General features: G+C 60.9%; 16 protein-coding genes. 8 read left to right on the top strand and 8 right to left on the bottom strand.

Annotated elements, in window-relative coordinates:
* The first annotated feature begins 137 nt into the window (after positions 1–137).
* The 4 genes from porZ (at position 138) to ABD937_RS02790 (ending at position 4,617) form a co-directional block, all read left to right on the top strand.
* A complete protein-coding gene (gene porZ, locus ABD937_RS02805) occupies positions 138–2,438 on the top strand; it encodes a type IX secretion system anionic LPS delivery protein PorZ (RefSeq protein WP_345253195.1) in 2,301 nt (766 codons plus the stop codon).
* A gap of 317 nt (positions 2,439–2,755) precedes the next feature.
* Positions 2,756–3,280, top strand: a complete 525-nt coding sequence (locus ABD937_RS02800) for a transposase (RefSeq protein ID WP_345253191.1) — start codon at positions 2,756–2,758, stop codon at positions 3,278–3,280.
* Positions 3,281–3,449: 169 nt separating this feature from the next.
* Entirely contained in the window at positions 3,450–4,187 is a 738-nt protein-coding gene (recO, locus tag ABD937_RS02795) for a DNA repair protein RecO (protein ID WP_345253189.1), read from the top strand.
* 22 nt (positions 4,188–4,209) lie between these two features.
* Positions 4,210–4,617, top strand: a complete 408-nt coding sequence (locus ABD937_RS02790; protein WP_345253187.1) for a GNAT family N-acetyltransferase — start codon at positions 4,210–4,212, stop codon at positions 4,615–4,617.
* Between the two features lie 127 nt (positions 4,618–4,744).
* Here ABD937_RS02790 and ABD937_RS02785 read toward each other — a convergent pair whose 3' ends face one another.
* A complete protein-coding gene (locus ABD937_RS02785; protein WP_345253185.1) occupies positions 4,745–5,890 on the bottom strand; it encodes an amidohydrolase family protein in 1,146 nt (381 codons plus the stop codon).
* Between the two features lie 172 nt (positions 5,891–6,062).
* Between ABD937_RS02785 and prfA the strand changes: the two genes are divergently transcribed.
* Complete coding sequence (gene prfA, locus ABD937_RS02780) at positions 6,063–7,133, top strand: peptide chain release factor 1 (RefSeq protein ID WP_345253184.1); 1,071 nt, start codon at positions 6,063–6,065, stop codon at positions 7,131–7,133.
* A 560-nt stretch (positions 7,134–7,693) separates the two neighbouring features.
* Here prfA and ABD937_RS02775 read toward each other — a convergent pair.
* The 6 genes from ABD937_RS02775 to ABD937_RS02750 form a co-directional block, all read right to left on the bottom strand.
* Positions 7,694–8,080 carry a VanZ family protein gene (locus ABD937_RS02775; RefSeq protein WP_345253183.1) on the bottom strand — a complete coding sequence of 129 codons (387 nt, stop codon included), beginning with the start codon at positions 8,078–8,080 and terminating at the stop codon, positions 7,694–7,696.
* Positions 8,081–8,467: 387 nt separating this feature from the next.
* The gene (locus ABD937_RS02770) at positions 8,468–9,262 is read right to left on the bottom strand and encodes an anti-sigma factor (RefSeq protein ID WP_345253182.1); all 795 of its coding nucleotides are present in this window, start codon (positions 9,260–9,262) and stop codon (positions 8,468–8,470) included.
* 4 nt (positions 9,263–9,266) lie between these two features.
* Complete coding sequence (locus ABD937_RS02765) at positions 9,267–9,803, bottom strand: RNA polymerase sigma factor (protein ID WP_345253180.1); 537 nt, start codon at positions 9,801–9,803, stop codon at positions 9,267–9,269.
* A gap of 65 nt (positions 9,804–9,868) precedes the next feature.
* Positions 9,869–10,246 carry a glycine cleavage system protein GcvH gene (gcvH, locus tag ABD937_RS02760; RefSeq protein ID WP_345253179.1) on the bottom strand — a complete coding sequence of 126 codons (378 nt, stop codon included), beginning with the start codon at positions 10,244–10,246 and terminating at the stop codon, positions 9,869–9,871.
* Positions 10,247–10,348: 102 nt separating this feature from the next.
* The gene (locus ABD937_RS02755; RefSeq protein WP_345253178.1) at positions 10,349–11,047 is read right to left on the bottom strand and encodes a peptidylprolyl isomerase; all 699 of its coding nucleotides are present in this window, start codon (positions 11,045–11,047) and stop codon (positions 10,349–10,351) included.
* 383 nt (positions 11,048–11,430) lie between these two features.
* Positions 11,431–11,790: a hypothetical protein gene (locus ABD937_RS02750; protein ID WP_345253177.1), complete on the bottom strand. Its 360-nt coding sequence runs from the start codon at positions 11,788–11,790 to the stop codon at positions 11,431–11,433.
* A 146-nt stretch (positions 11,791–11,936) separates the two neighbouring features.
* On the opposite strand from ABD937_RS02750, the gene serS reads away from it, so the two are divergent.
* The 3 genes from serS to ABD937_RS02735 all read left to right on the top strand — a co-directional run bounded on the left by serS (position 11,937) and on the right by ABD937_RS02735 (position 14,618).
* Positions 11,937–13,202, top strand: coding sequence for a serine--tRNA ligase (gene serS, locus ABD937_RS02745; RefSeq protein WP_345253176.1), 1,266 nt, complete (start codon positions 11,937–11,939; stop codon positions 13,200–13,202).
* Between the two features lie 255 nt (positions 13,203–13,457).
* On the top strand, positions 13,458–13,793 hold the full coding sequence (locus ABD937_RS02740; protein WP_345253175.1) for a hypothetical protein: 336 nt from the start codon (positions 13,458–13,460) through the stop codon (positions 13,791–13,793).
* A gap of 171 nt (positions 13,794–13,964) precedes the next feature.
* Complete coding sequence (locus ABD937_RS02735) at positions 13,965–14,618, top strand: hypothetical protein (RefSeq protein WP_345253174.1); 654 nt, start codon at positions 13,965–13,967, stop codon at positions 14,616–14,618.
* 9 nt (positions 14,619–14,627) lie between these two features.
* Here ABD937_RS02735 and ABD937_RS02730 read toward each other — a convergent pair whose 3' ends face one another.
* The gene (locus tag ABD937_RS02730; protein ID WP_345253173.1) at positions 14,628–15,704 is read right to left on the bottom strand and encodes an alkane 1-monooxygenase; all 1,077 of its coding nucleotides are present in this window, start codon (positions 15,702–15,704) and stop codon (positions 14,628–14,630) included.
* Between the last annotated feature and the right edge of the window lie 286 nt (positions 15,705–15,990).

Genomic DNA, 15,990 nt, shown 5'->3' with positions numbered 1-15,990 from the left:
CCGGGAATGCCCCAATCATCGCCACTACCACACCGGGCAGCGCCGGGATACCGGCCAGGTAGCGCCTGAAGGGCGTTGATCCGAGATCTGAGATCCGAAATCCGAGATCTGCGATTCCTGTTGCGTACCTTCGATACGTGAGATTCCTCCCCTTCCTGCTCCTGTCGGGGCTTTCCGCTGCCGCGCAAAACACCTTTCCGGCGATCGGCAGCTGGCGCGAGCACCTGCCGTACAACAGCACCGTGGACCTGGCCGTGACGCCGGAGCGCATCTATGCCGCCACGCCCTACAGCCTGTTCACCGTGGACCGCGAAAGCGGCGAGGTGGAGCGCCGCAGCAAGGTCGGCGGGCTTTCCGAGACGGGCATCCGCACGATCCGCTACGACGAGGGGGCGGGCAAGCTGTATATCGGCTACACGAACTCCAACATCGACGTGCTCACCACCGGAGGCATCCGCAACATCCCCGACCTACTGCGCGAGTCGGTGTCGGGCGACAAGACCGTGTACGACTTCTTCCCCGCCGGCGACGTCTGCTATGTGGCCACCGGCCTCGGCATCTGGGTGCTCGACGCGGAGCGTTATGAAACGAAGGACTCCTGGTTCATCGGCAACAACGGGGGCTACGTGCCTACCTACATGGTGAGCCGCGACAACGAATACATCTGGGCCGCCACGGCCGAAGGGCTGAAGCGCACGCCCCGCAACAACGCCACGCCCTCCGACTTCCGCACCTGGGAAACGGTGTCAGGCACCGGCGGGCTGCCCGCCGGCCGTGCCAGCGGGGTTGCCGTCATCGGCGGCCGCACCGTGGCGCTTGCGCGCGACACCGTATTTGTACGGAACGGCAACAGCTGGACGCTCTTTTATGCCAACGGCGATCCCATCGTTTCCATCAATGCCACCGAAGGCAGGCTCGCCGTGGCCCAGAGCTTCGTGCTCGGCGGCAGCAGCACGCGCGTGACGGTGCTCAATGCCGACGGCAGCGTGGCGCGCACAGCCACTAATTCGCCGGTGCTCTCCTACCCGCAGGAAGGCGCCCTCGCCGGCCCCGACCTCTGGGTGGCCGATCTTTACGGCGGCCTCTCGCGCTGGAATGCGGCGGGCGTGGAGCAGTTCAAGCCCAACGGCCCCGATGGCATCGCCACGGGCGAGATGACCGTGTACAACGGCACGCTCTGGGCCGCAGCCGGCTCCGTCAACGAATCCTGGAACTACCAGTACAACCGCAACGGGGTATACCAATACAAGGAAGGTCAGTGGACCAACTACAACCAGTTCCGCCTCCCCGGTCTCGATACCGTGATGGACGTTCTCACCGTGGCCGTGGACCCGCGCGACGAAAGCCTCTGGGCCGGCTCTTACGGGGGCGGCCTCGTACACTATACCGGCCCCGGCACGTATTCCATTTTCAAGCAGAACTCCCCCATCGGCCCCACCGTGGGCGACCCTACGAGCTACCGCGTGGCGGGCCTCGCCTTCGACCAGAACAACAACCTGTGGGTGGCCAACTACGGCGCCATCAACTTCCTCCACGTACGCAAGACCGACGGCACCTGGAGCTCCTTTGCCGCGCCCTTCTTCCTCAACGAAAACGCCGCGGCCTCGATCGTGGTCGACAACTCCGACCAGCTGTGGATCCTGTCGCCCAAGGGCAACGGGGTGCTGGCCTATAACCACGGTGCCTCCATCGAAAGCGCCGGCGACGACCGCTGGCGCCTCTTCCGCTCCGGCGCGGGCAACGGCAACCTCCCCGCGGGCGAGCCGCTGTGCCTGGCGAAGGACCGTTCCGGCTTTATCTGGGTGGGCACCACCGACGGCGTCGCCGTGATCCAGTGCGCCGAGTCGGTGTTCTTCGGGGGCTGCGAAGCCACGTTGCCTATTGTGAAGGGCGAGACCAACTTCGCCAACTACCTGTTCAAGGGCGAGGAAGTGCGCAGCATCGCCGTGGACGGCGCCGACCGCAAGTGGGTCGGCACGCGCAACGGGCTCTGGCTCATCTCGCCCGACGGCGACGCGCGCCTCGCGCACTTCACCGAGGAGAACAGCCCGCTGCTCTCCAACGACATCAAGCGTGTGGCCATCGACGGCCGCACGGGCGAGGTCTTCGTGTCGACGGCCAAGGGCATCTGCTCCTTCCGTGCCGGCGCCACCGAGGGCGTGGAAACGTACGATTCGCTGAAGGTGTTCCCGAACCCCGTGCCGCCCGGCTATGGCGGCACCATCGCCATCCGCGGCCTCAAGGAGAACAGCATCGTCAAGATCGCGGAGCTCAACGGCCGCCTCGTGTACCAAACGCGCTCCCTCGGCGGCCAGGCCGTGTGGAACGGCCGCGATTACGCCGGCCGCAGCATCGCCTCGGGCGTGTACCTGGTGCTGGTAACGGATGAAGGACAGGAGGAGCGTACGGCAGGGAAGATCGTGGTGATCGGGCGATAGGCCTCGGCCTCAGGGATCCGTCTTTCTGGAGGGGGCGTATCGACGCGACCGGGAGATCTTCCTTCCTGAGGGACGTAACGACGCGACCAGGGATCCTCCTTCCGGAGGGGCGTAACGACGATCGGTCGGGAGATCCTTCTTCCGGAGGGGCGTAACGACGATCGGTCGGGAGATCCTTCTTCCGGAGGGGCGTAACGACGCGCCATGGCGCGTCGCAACCGGCGTCGTAAGGAGGCCGGCGTAGGGAGGGAAAAAACCCACTGAAAGGGGGGTAAATCCTCATCCGGAGCCGCCGCCACGGCTCGTACCTTGGTACGATGAAGAAACCTTACGAAGACTTCCGCAGGGTCACCACGCGGCTCGCGGGATACGACTACGCGCAGGACGGCACCTACTTCGTAACGCTCTGCACGCAACACCGGCAACGCACGCTCGGAATCCTCAGGAACGGAAGCCTCGCGCCCAGCGAAATCGGCAAGGTCGCCATCCGAAACTGGGAAAGCATACCGGATCGCTTCCCCTTCATCCTTCTGGACACCTTCCAGCTGATGCCCGACCACCTGCACGCCATCCTGAGCATCGACAGATCCCGATCCGGCGTACGCCTGCTCCAGGAGGTCCGGCCGGGCCTGCTCGACCGGTCGCAAACGAACCGCTTCGGCCCGCAACGGCAGAACCTTCCCTGCGTGATCGGCGCCTTCAAAGCATCCGTAAAAAACTACGCAAACAAAACCGGTATCCCCTTCGCCTGGCAACCGCGCTACCACGAACACATTATCCGCGACGCCCAGGCGCTGGATAACATCCGCGCGTATATCCGCAACAATCCGTTAAAAGGGTAAGTGATCGGGCGGTGAAGGGGATGTATCATGATGCGTCCCAACGGGTGGGCGGATCGGAAGTCGTATAATCGCGCGACGACGCGCCGCGGGTACCGATAATTAACGGCAACGCAACAGAATACCGCCCCTAAAACCCGCTCCCGTTGCGGGTTTCATCGTACCTTTCCCCATGCTTCAGAAGACCAAAGGCATCGTGCTCCGCAACGTCAAATACGGCGAAACCAGCCTCGTGGTGACCTGCTTCACGGAAGGCTTCGGCCTCCAGTCCTATATCGTAAACGGCGTGCGCCAGGCCTCCAACCGGGGCACCGCCAAGGCCGCCTGCTTCCAGCCCGGCGCCCTCCTCGACCTCGTGGTGTACCACAACCAGTTCCGCAACCTGAACCGCATCAGGGAATTCAAGTGGGCGCACCTCTACCAGCACCTCCTCTCCGACGTGCTCAAAAACGCCGTGGCCCTCTTCTGCATCGAGCTGCTCAACAAAAGCCTCAAGGAACCCGAACCCAACGCCGAGCTCTTTTACTTCGCCGAAGATGCCCTGCTCCACCTCGATACCGCGGCACCGGCCGTTACGGCCAACTTCCCCCTCTTCTTCGCGCTGCACCTGCCCGTTTTCTTCGGTTTCCGCATTGCCGACGAATATTCCGAAGAACTACCTTACCTCGACCTGAAGGAAGGCACCTTCGTACCCGAGCAACCGCGCCACCCGCATTTCCTCGAAGGCCGCGCCGCCGAAGCGGTGGCCCACATCCTCAAGGTGCTGCAACCCGAAGAGCTCGCAGAGGTGCGCCTCACGCAAGACCTGCGCCGCAGCATCCTGCAGCAGCTCGAGCTCTACTACGCCCTGCACCTGCCCGAGTTCGGCACGCTGCGCACCCTGCCCGTGCTCAAAGAGATCTCCGGCTGACGAAAGCCGCTAGCTTTGCCGCATGATCCAGGAAGTTCCCGCAGCCGCCGTGTGGCCCCTCCGTCACGAGGTTATGTACCCGGACCTCGACTTCGAGCGGATCAAATTGCCCGACGACGCCTCCGGCAGGCACCTTGGTCTGTTCGAGGGCGACGTCCTGGTCAGCGTCATCTCCCTGTTTCGCCGGGGCGATGCGCTGCAGTTCCGGAAATTCGCGACGCTGCAGCCATACCAGGGAAAGGGCTATGGATCGCGCCTGCTCGCGCACGTGCTGGAAGAGGCACAAACCGGCGGTGTGCGCCGTGTGTGGTGCAACGCCCGGCGCAACGCGTCAGGCTTTTACGCGCGCTTCGGCTTTCGGGAAACGGCGGAGACCTTTTTCAAGGACGGTTATGAATTTGTGGTGATGGAACGCTTGCTGGAGCAATAGCGACGACCGGCCGCTAACCGGGCGCGGCAAGGAACACCGGTAAAACGGAGTATACGTATTCACCCGGAGCGGGTGCGTAAGGGCGAAACAAACCGCACATCAGGGCAAGATGCCGACCGGGCGACCCCTACGCGATCCGTGCTACCGAAAGATCTTCTTCCTGCAACAGCAGCACACCCGGCCGCTTGCCTTTCCCGAACGCGCCGAGCTCCCCCTCTTTATTCAGGGCTTTCGCGCCGTTCAGGGTCGCCCACTGCAGCATTTCCTCCAGCGGAACCTTCGGGAAGTGTTGGCGCAGCGCGCGCAGCTCGTCGTGAATGCCCAGGCTCCAGTTGGAAGCCAGCGAGTCGGTACCCAGTACGATGGGCGCCCCGGCGCTGCGCAGTAGTTCTACGGGTGGCACCTGCCGCTCGATATACAGGTTGGCGTTGATGCACAGGCAGAAGAAAGTAGTGTCCGCAGGGCTTTGCTCCAGCGCATAGGCTACGTCGGCTGCAGGAATGAACGTGTTGTGGACGAGGATGCGCCGTGCGGCCTCCGACAGCCTGTTGAAATAGCCGCGCAAGCTCGATCGGCCCGTGGGTACATGGTGCGTGTTGTCGACGCCCAGGTATTGATACATATCTACAAACGGCCCGGTGCCGCGCTCCATGAACTCGTCCTCGAACGGCGTTTCCTGGTTGTGCACCGAGATGACCTTCCCGGCAAACCCCGGCCCGATGCGTTCCCACAGCGCTTCCGAAACGGTGTATGAAGCATGCGGCACGATGGCGGCAGGTCCGCAGCCGGCGAATGCATCCACCACGGCAAGGGCCCTCCCGTAGCTGCCTTCCGCACTGCCGGGCGCCCAGCCGAGCACCTCCACGAAGTTGCAGTAGGCAAGCGCGCTCTGCCGCTTCGTGGCCGCGGTATCCGACGTATTGGAGATGTCGCCGACGGCCATGATCCCGTTGCGCCGCATTTCGGCATCGGCCGCTCCGATGGCGGCGGCAATGACCTCCGGATCCGCGGCCCTGCCCCCGATCACGCCTTTTACAAACGCCACCAGCCCTGTAGCCTCGGGCAGCTGCCCTTTCATATGACTGAGCTCCAGGTGACAATGACAGTTGACGAAGCCGGGCGTGAGGATACCGTCGAGCACCTCGGCGCCGGGGGCCTTGGAAAGGGGCACCAGGGCTTCCACGGTGCCGTCGGCGGCGAGCACGAGCGCAGTATCGGTATGAAAACGGGAGCCATCGAAGATGCGTGGGGCAGTGAGTGTGCGGAAGGACATGGGGCGAATGTAGCCCCGATATCCGAGAGAAGGTACGCGGATGGGACCGATGCAGCGGATCGGCACACGTGGCCCTTGCGTTACATATCCGTACGCATCCGTTCGATCCGCTGCATCGGCGTTCCTTCTCAACCGCCGCTTGCGGCGCCGATTGCCGTACCTTTGCCGCCCTATGCTGGATAAACTCGAAGCCATCAACGCCCGTTTTCAGGACATCGGCGTGGCCCTCACCAACCCCGAGATCATCGGCGACTCCAGGAAGTTCGGGGCGCTGAGCAAGGAATACCGGAGCCTCGAAAAGATCGTAGGCGCCTATAACGACTACCGCAAGGTGCTCGAGGACGTGGCCTTCTACCGCGAGGCCCTCAACGGCAGCGACGAAGAGCTCCGCGAGCTGGCGAAGGCCGAGCTGCCCGAAACCGAGGAGCGCCAGGCTAAAATGGAAGCGTCCATCCGCCAGATGCTGATCCCCAAAGACCCGCAGGACGAGAAGAACGCCATCATCGAGGTACGTGCCGGCACCGGCGGCGACGAGGCCTCGCTCTTTGCCGGCGACCTCGCGCGCATGTACATCAAATATTGCGAGCAGCGCGGCTTCCGTACGGCCGTCCTTTCCGAGACCGAGGGCACCGTGGGTGGTTATAAGGAGATCCAGATCGAGGTGGTGGGCGACGACGTGTACGGCACCCTCAAATTCGAGAGCGGCGTGCACCGCGTGCAGCGGGTACCGGCAACCGAAACGCAGGGCCGTGTGCATACCTCTGCCGCCACGGTTGCCGTGATGCCGGAGGCCGAAGAGATCGACTTCGAGCTCAAGGATAGCGATGTGAAGATGGAAACGGCCCGCTCGGGCGGCGCCGGCGGCCAGAATGTGAACAAGGTGGAAACGAAGGTGCTGCTCACCCATATTCCTACGGGCACGGTGGTGATCTGCCAGACGGAGCGCACCCAGCTCGGCAACCGCGAAAAGGCCATGCAGATGCTGCGGACCCGGCTGTACGAGGAGCAGGTGCGCAAGCAGGAAGAAGAGATCGCGCGGCACCGCAAGAGCCTGGTGGCCTCCGGCGACCGGTCGGCCAAGATCCGCACGTACAACTTTCCGCAGGGCCGCGTAACCGACCACCGCATCGGCATGACCCTCTACAACCTGCAGGACGTGCTCAACGGGAACATCCAGGAGCTCATCGATGCGCTGCAGTTTGCGGAGAACGCCGAAAAAATGGTCGGCAGCACTGCGAACTAATGGATTCCTTTAGATATAACTCGTTGCTTTTGAATAGTGTAGAAAGATGAGCTTGCCATTACCCACTTTTTTGAGGAATCTTGTAGAACGAAGTACACAACCGTCTTCTTAACAAAGACGAAACAAGGCTTCAAAAAACTGGCATCATTTTTACTACTTATACTGTGTCGGTTGATGACGCAGTTCTTTAGAGAAAAGCAGCTTTGAAAGAAGGTAAAACGAATCAAAAGTGGCTTTTTGAAACTATTAACAAGAATGAGCAAACAACTGGCAACAATTTTGCGTTAGATAATACAACAACAAGAAATCAAGAATCTCTCACATAAGCAGTCAATTTTCTCATAAGCAGTTAGTTTTGGTTGCGACCCCTGTTTCTACAGGGGTTTATTTTTTTATATAACCCCCGACAACTCACTGGAGCATTGCTGCAAAAAAAGCAGCCCGACTGACAAGAAGCATTGGTAAACGGACTGTTGCACTGTCGAACTGGCAATAACTAATTGAACGAGCCCCGGCCGATGCGCCGGGGCTCGCTTCTTTATCTGGTGAGGCAACAATCGTTAAGCAATATTCCTGCGCCTGCCGGTCCACCGGGGCAGCAGCCACAGCCAGGCCCAGAGCCCGGTACCGATTCCGACAACATCCGCCACCCAGTCCCAGAGGTCGAAGGAGCGATGGGGGATCCAGCGGTCCTGCACAAACTCTACCGCTCCGCCGTATGCCGTCAGCAGGGCCGCGATGAGGAACAGGGAGCGCACGGAGCGGTAAGGGCCGCACCAGCACAGCAGCAGGGCCAGGAGGCCGAAGAGTCCGATGTGCACCCATTTGTCGAAGAAGATGCGGTCAAGCCAATCCTCTTTCGGAAAGGCGGTGCCGGGCATGGTGAAGAGGTAGCAGCAAAGCAGGAAGTAAGCGGCGGTGAGCCCGATGCGAAGAGAGCGCGACATGCTGCAAGCTACGGGAGAATGGGTGGAAGAATGCTGAGAAGGTTACGGGTTCCGCCCCCGTTGTCTTCCCATAGCGGAGCGGGGCCTTGTCATCCCGTAGCGCAGCGAAGGGAAAAAGGAAAGGGCTTTAGACAAAGCCCTTGGTAACCAACTATGAGATCACTCCATTCGCCAAAAAGAAATGATCATAAACAGATACGTGAAGAAGCGGAGGCTGGTTTTCCGGATGCAAAAATTGCCAGCCGGCGTGTGCGCGCAGAAGACGCCAGGCCGGACACTGCCGACGAAGAAACCAAAGACGCGCAATGCAAATGAGTCAGGAAAGAAAAAGGGAAACGTCCTACCTGAGCAGATCTGAGATCCAAGATCCGAGATCTGCGATCCTCCTTAGAGGTCGCCGTAGACGTACATCTTCTCGAGGGTGGGGTTCACGCTGCCGCCGTGGGGCTCGAGGGTGATGGCGAAGGCCTGGGCAGCCTGCACGCCTTTCATCTTGATGAGGAGCTGCTCCTGGCGGAAGTCGAACACGCCGAGATCTACCGGCTTACCGTTGAGGAGGGCCCAGAGTTGGTACTGCTCCGTGGAGGCTGGGCGCGGGAGGTTCTTGACCATCATGTATACGTCGCGCGAGGTCGAATCCCAGAACACCATTACCTGCGACTTCGGTGCCTTGGGCGTTCCGTTGAGGGAAGCCATCTTCACGGCGGGGTTGCGCAGTGTATTGGCCTGATCCTGCAGGTCGGCGAGCCGGGCGCGCGCCTCGGTCAATTGCTGCTGGGTCTCCTGGCCGTTGCGCACGGAGGCCTGGAGGTCCTGGTTCTGCTGGCGGAGCTGCGCGGCCCAGAACAGGGAGCCGGCGGCTACCAGCACCGAGGCTGCCGCTGCCCACTTCCAGGGGTTCATCCGGCGCACGGGCGCCTCGTGGGCGAAGCCGTCGCCATCGACCGGCACGATGCGCTCGGCCTGCAGGGCCGCCTTCACCCGGGCCTTCAGGGCCACCGGCGGGGCGGGCGCGTCGGCCAGCAGCTGTTCTTCCAGCTGCTGCTCGAAGCGGTCGCGGGCTTCGGCGATCTCGGGATATTGGGCGCTGTACGACTCGAACTCCCGGCGCTCCTCATCGGAGGCGAGGCCGAGCACGTAGCTCTCAATAATGCCGCTCGATATGTATTCTTTTACGTTCACGTTGTTACGATAGCATGGTGCGCAGCTGCGACAGTGCAGTGCGTAGGCGGGTTTTAACCGTACCCAGCGGTATGTTCAGGGCCTTCGCAATCTGGTCGTGCGTATAGCCCTGGTAATAAGACAGATCGATCAGCTGCCGTTGCTCGTCCTTGAGTCGCGACAGGGTCTTCTTCAGACCATAGTCGTCGATCCCGGGGCGCACCGCGGGGTGGCTCGACTCGCTCACGTCGAGCGAGGTCTGCCGCAGCGATTGCTGGTAGCCTTTGGACCGCACCTTATCGATGGCGGCGTTCCGGGCCACATTGAGCATCCAGGTAAAGAGCCTTCCCTTGAGCGCATCGTAGGAGTCAATTTTGCGCCAGATCGACACAAACACCTCCTGCAGCACATCCTGCGCAAGCTCCTCATCGGCCACTACCTGCCGGACCACGCCATACAGCGCACCCGAGTAGTGCTCGTAGAGGTAACTGAACGCCCCTTCGTCTTTCTGACGTAAAAGGGTCACCAGCTCGCCTTCCGGATATGTGGTTTTGGCGCTCAAAAGTTGGTTCTTAGTGATCCGTTGCCCGATCTGTTTTAATTACGGTAAATGAATGCGGTTTGGATTTAGCCTACTAAAGATTGATAGGCGGGAGCGTCCATAAGCCCGTCCACTGCGGCAATATCGTCGATGCGCATCCGCACCATCCAGCCGTCGCCGTAGGGGTCTGTGTTCACGAGTTCGGGGTTGGCGGCCAGCTTGGGGTTTACTTCCAGGATGGTGCCGCTGAGGGGGAGGAACAGGTCGGAAACGGTCTTGACGGCCTCCACGGTACCGAACACGGTGCCTTCGGTGAGGGCCTGGCCAACAGTCTCCACTTCCACGTATACGATATCGCCCAGCTCGCGCTGCGCGAAATCAGTGATGCCCACGATCGCCTCGTCGCCTTCTACACGGATCCACTCATGGTCTTTGGTATAACGTACGTTCTCCGGAAAATTCATATGCTCGGTTTGGGGTGCAATATAAACCAGTTCGATATAAAAAGGTTTAGAGGGTTTAGGAGGTTTAAAAGGTTAGACGACCTCAACCAACCCCTAAACCTCCTAAACTTTTCTCTTGACAAGCCTTGCCTTCAGTATGCGCATATCGGTGACAGGGCGGTCGCGGGGGGCGGTGGAGGTGGGGGTGGTGGCGATGCGGTCCACGACGTCGAGGCCTTCGAGCACTTCGCCGAAGACGGTATAGTTGCCATCGAGCTGCGGGGTGCCTCCGGTGGACTTATAGATGGCCCGGCGGTCGGGCGGGATCTTGCGGCCCTGCAGGCGCGCCACTTCTATGGAGTCCATCTCGGCGTCGGTAAAGGTGCGGCCCTGTACGATGTAGAACTGGCTGGCGGAAGAGTAGCGGAGCGGGTTGGGGCCATCGCCCTCGCGGGCGGCAGCCAGCACACCCTTGCGGTGAAAGAGGGTGGCACGGAGTTCGGCGGGGATGAGGTAGCCCGGCCCGCCATTGCCCAGCCCCTGCCCGGCAGCGACGCGGCGGCTGTTGGGATCGCCGCTTTGGATCATGAACCCTTTGATCACCCGGTGAAACAGCACGCTGTCGTAATAGCCGCTTTTGACAAGCCGCAGGAAGTTGTCGCGGTGGTAAGGCGTGGAGTCGGAAAGGCGGAGCACGATGCGCCCCTCCGTGGTGGTCAGCTCCACGTCACGCTTGTAGTCGCGGCGTTTGAGCTTGACGTTTTGTTGGGCGGAGGCGCCGAGTGTGGCAACGAGGATCAGTGTGAGAAGTAAGCTGCGCATGAACGAAAGATAATCGTGAATCGGCAATCGGCAATCGCGAACAGGCAGTGCAGCATCGAGGCTTTGCGTTCACCACCCGGATCCCGGTAGCCGGGATGGATCCATTTTAACGCAAAGGCGCGAAGTCCTTCGACAAGCTCAGGATGACAAGGTCGTTTAGGGCCTAAGTCGCTGAATTAGGGTAGCTACGCCCCGGCAGTAGGCGCAGTTTTCGAGGGAGCGAGGAGGAAAGGCCCGCGGGCGGGCCACATAGGATACGCTCCCTGCCGTTGACAGGTTCCTGGATGATTCACGCCCACGGGCCTCGAACCCGGGGACACCCAAATCTGAAATCTGAAATCATACATCTGAAATCTGAAATCCCAGATCCCACATCCGAGATCTCAGATCTCAGATCCCCCCAGCTCGTGGCTCTGGAAATAGAGCAGTATATGGTCTTTCAGGAAGGCTTCCTGCTCGTGGGGCATCAGGGCGGGCATCGGCTTCAGCTGCCGGAAGTGGGGCCAGCCGTCGGCGTCGAGGCCGCCAAGCTCGTAGTAGCCGCTGGGCGTCAGCACCGTGCAGATGGCAATGTGCATGAGGTCCTGCTTCTGCTCTTTGGAGAACTTCTTCCGGATCGACCCCAGCTCCTGGATACCGATCAGGAAGAGTACCGTTTCCACGTCGGGCTTTTTGCCGAAGCGCTCCATCAGCTGCTCCTCCAGCTTCCACCACCGCACCTGCAGGTCGTCGTTCATTTGCATGGCGCAAAAGTAATGGGAGAATAGGTTTAGAAGGTTTAGGGGGTTCAGGAGGTTGAGAAGGTTGCATGCGCCAGCCACCCCCCTAAACCTTCTAAACCTCCTAAACCCTTCTCCTTATCTTTGACGACCTTTAAAAAGACCCGATTATGCTGCAACTGGCCGTCCTGCGCAACGACACGGCAAAAGTGAAAGAGCGCCTCGCCGTAAAAAATTTCAAGGAGCCGGAGCTCGTAGACCAGATCATCGCCCTCGACGATGAGCGGCGCAAGCTCTCGTTCCAGTTCGACGATACGAAGGCGAAGGTCAACGCCACTTCCAAAGAGATCGGCGGGCTCATGGCCAAGGGCCAGAAGGAAGAAGCGGAGGCCAAAAAAGCGGACGTAGAGACCTTCAAGAAGACCCTGGCCCCCATTGAGCAGCAGCTGGCGAGTACGGAGCAACAGCTCACCGAGCTCCTCCTCCGCCTGCCCAACCTACCGTCGGAGCTCGTGCCGCCCGGCAAGACGCCCGAAGAGAACGTAGAAGTACGGAGCGGCGGCTCGAAGCCCGAGCTGCCCGCCGGCGCCGTGCCCCACTGGGACCTCGCGAAGCGCTACGACCTGATCGACTTCGAGCTGGGCAACAAGCTCACCGGCGCCGGATTCCCGGTGTATAAAGGCAACGGCGCGAAGCTGCAGCGCGCGCTCATCCAGTATTTCCTCGACTATAACGCAGCGGCCGGCTATATCGAGCACCAGGTGCCGCACCTCGTGAACGAGGCCTCGGCCTACGGCACCGGCCAGCTTCCCGACAAGGAAGGGCAGATGTACCACGCCACCGTCGACAACTTCTACCTGATCCCGACCTCGGAGGTGCCGCTCACCAATATTTACCGCGACGTCATCCTCAAAGACACGGACCTGCCGGTGCGCCTGACGGCCTATACGCCCTGCTTCCGCCGTGAGGCCGGCTCCTACGGCGCGCACGTGCGCGGCCTCAACCGCCTGCACCAGTTCGACAAGGTCGAGATCGTGCAACTCGTGCACCCGGCGCGCTCCTACGAAGTGCTCGACGAGATGGTGGCGCACGTGGAAAAGCTCGTGCAGTCGCTCGGCCTCCCCTACCGCATCCTGCGCCTCTGCGGCGGCGATATGAGCTTTGCCTCGGCCCTCACCTACGACTTCGAGGTGTGGAGCGCCGCCCAGGAGAAATGGCTCGAGGTAAGCTCGGTGTCGAACTTCGAAAGCTACCAGACCAACCGCATGAAGGCCCGCTTCAAGGAAGACGGCAAGACGCAGTTGCTGCACTCGCTCAATGGCTCCTCGCTCGCGCTGCCGCGCATCCTCGCCGCACTGCTCGAGAACAACCAGGACGGCAACGGCATCAAGCTCCCGCCCGTACTGCATCGCTATTTCGGCTCGGAGATGATCTAGTTTATTGGTCTATTTGTTTGTTGGTTAATTTGTAAGGGTCGCTTCAGGGCGACCTTTCTTTCTGATTCCCGCAGTCTCCGGATCTCATACTTCCATTATCCTCGCTACGTGGGACCGCCCGAATCCGAAATCCGAGATTTGACATCCCTTGTCGTGCGCCATCAACAGATCTTAGATCCGAGATCACCGATCTGAGATTCGAGATCTGTGATCTCCCCCGGGTTTATTACTTTTAGTGCACAAGCAACCTATTACATGAAGCAACTCCTTTTCTCCGCCGCACTGGCCGCCACGGTGCTCGCCTGCTCGCCGAAGACCCAGCCCGCCGCCACCAATACCAGCGGCACGCCTTCTTCCGGTACTTCTACTGCCAGCACCACGCCCGCGGCGCCTGCCGCCAACAGCCTGGTAACCGCCGGCCACCAGGTGTACAACGCCAAATGCGGCCGCTGCCACAACCTGAAAGATCCGGCCAACTACACGGCCGAACGCTGGGAGCCCATCCTGCAGAAGATGGCGCCCATGGCCAAGCTCAGCGCCGATGAAACCAGCCAGGTGCGTGCCTACGTGCAGGCCAACGCCAAAAAGTAGCACTACGATACCGTTTATGAAAGCCTTCCACCCGGAGGCTTTTTTTATGCGCCTGCCAAACGAACAACATCGTGTTAAGAGCGGTACAATTTTCTGTTAAGCCATGCCGTTAGAGGCATCGGCGGTGAAGCACATGGCCCGTCGCCGTTGTCTGTTACCCAAAATCAGTTTATGAAGAAAATCGTACTTGCCTGCCTTCCTGTTCTTTCCGCAACCCTTTCCCATGCCCAGCTCGATAAAGGCCGCGTCGGTATCGGCGGCACCTTTGGCGTCAGCACGAACAAGGTGGAAGCCACTCCCTTTTCTCCTGCCTACAGCACCACGCAGACGTACGTGAGCCCGTCGGTGAGCCTCTTCGTGCGCAACAATGTGGCGCTGGGCCTGCACGGCTATTACAGCAACGGCACGGATAACAACAACGGGCCCGGCTTCGAGAATACGAACCGCAGCTACGGCGGGGGCATCAGCCTGCGTAAGTTCTGGCCGATCGCCAACAACTTTTTTGTATTCGGACAAACCGGTATCAATGTACAGGCAGGCAAAGGCACCTATTGGCAGAACGGCATGCAGGAGGTCCGCAACCGCGCTTTTGGCGCCAATGCCTACCTCTACCCGGGCATCAGCTACCTGTTCCGGGACCGCTTCCAGCTCGAAGCGAGCCTGACCAACCTGTTGAATATCTCCTATACGCAAAACACGACCAATAACCCGTCGAACCCCAACGTGCAGCAAAAAAGCAGCGCGCTGAATCTCTCGACGAGCGCCGCGACACAAAACCCGCTTTCGGTGGGCTTCAGCGTTCTGCTGGGCAAGCGCCGCTCATAAACCCGGAAATCATTGGATCGCAAGAGCCGTGGCAGCCTCCGCAGGACCTGTCGCGGCTCTTGCTCGTTTATTCATCACGTAGAACCAGACCGGCGGCACGAGCGCCAGCAGCATCATTCCGGGATAGCCCGTGGGCATCTGCGGTGCGTCGTCGTGGTGCCGGAGCACCTGGTATTTGCGCGAGGCCAGGTAGTGATGGTCGCTATGGCGGCTCAGCTCGAAGAGCATCACCCGCCCGATGACATGGCTCGAGTTCCAGCTATGTGCCGGCAATGCCCGCTCGTAGCCGCCGGCGGTGGCCTTGCGCTGCAGGCCGTAGTGCTCGATGTAGTTGACCGTTTCGAGCAGCAGGATGCCCAGGAGCGCCGCCACCAGGAATGCGCCAAGCGCCGCGGCGCCGAATGCCGCGCCCACCAGCACGAGCAGGGCCGCCTGCACGAGCACGAATACGAGCACCGCGTTACGCCACGAGAACGTTCCCGCGCCTTCCTTTCGGGCCTCCGCTCCCGCGATGTGCCAGGCGCTCTTCAGCGAGCCCGCGATGGAGCGCCACCAGAAGGGATAGAGTGCCTCGCCGTAGCGGGCGCTACTTGGGTCTTCGGGCGTGGCCACCCGCTTGTGGTGCCCCTTGTTGTGCTCGATATAAAAGTGCATGTAGAGCGAGGAAAGCAGCAGGGTGAGCGCAAGGGCCCGCTCCGACTTCTTTACCCGGTGCCCGAGCTCGTGGCCCACGTTGATGCCGAAAGTGCCGCATAGGAGGCCCATCACGGCCGTGCGGCCTGCGAGGTCGGCGCCGGAGAGCGGCTCCGTAGAAATGCCCTGCAGGAAGAGCGCGAGCGCGCCCCACTGCATCGGCACGATGGCGTAGAGCAGCCAGTCGTAGACGGGATTGCGGCGCGCGAGCTCTTCGCCAGCGGCCGAGAGGTTGCGCGGGTCGGGACGCAGCAGCAGCTCGAGGAGGGGAACAACCACGAAGGAATACAGCACCGGCAGCCACACCACGAGGCCCGTGCCCGTAAAGGCCCGGAGCGCACCGACATAGATCAGCAGCGGGGAAGCATATTTGAAGACACGGAAGGAGCTCATGGCGCTCTGCGGGTTTATTGGTTTATTGGTCTATTCGTTTATTGGTCTATTGGTAAGGGGTCGCTTAAAGAGCGGAAGTCATTGCGAGTCCCGACTTCTAAGGGATAAACTTCGCGAAGCAATCTCCTGCGTTTCGCAGAGTGATCGCAGCTGGCCTTGTTGTATCTTCCTCAGTTCATCTTTCCCGCTCACCCGCTCACCCGCTCACCCGCTCACCCGCTCACCCGCTCACCCGCTCACCCGCTCACCCGCTCACCCGCTCACCCGCTCACCCGCTCACCCGCTC

It is taken from the genome of Flaviaestuariibacter amylovorans (assembly GCF_039541815.1).
In the GTDB taxonomy this organism is placed as follows: domain Bacteria; phylum Bacteroidota; class Bacteroidia; order Chitinophagales; family Chitinophagaceae; genus Flavisolibacter; species Flavisolibacter amylovorans.
This window is presented reverse-complemented; position numbering and strand designations above follow the sequence as displayed.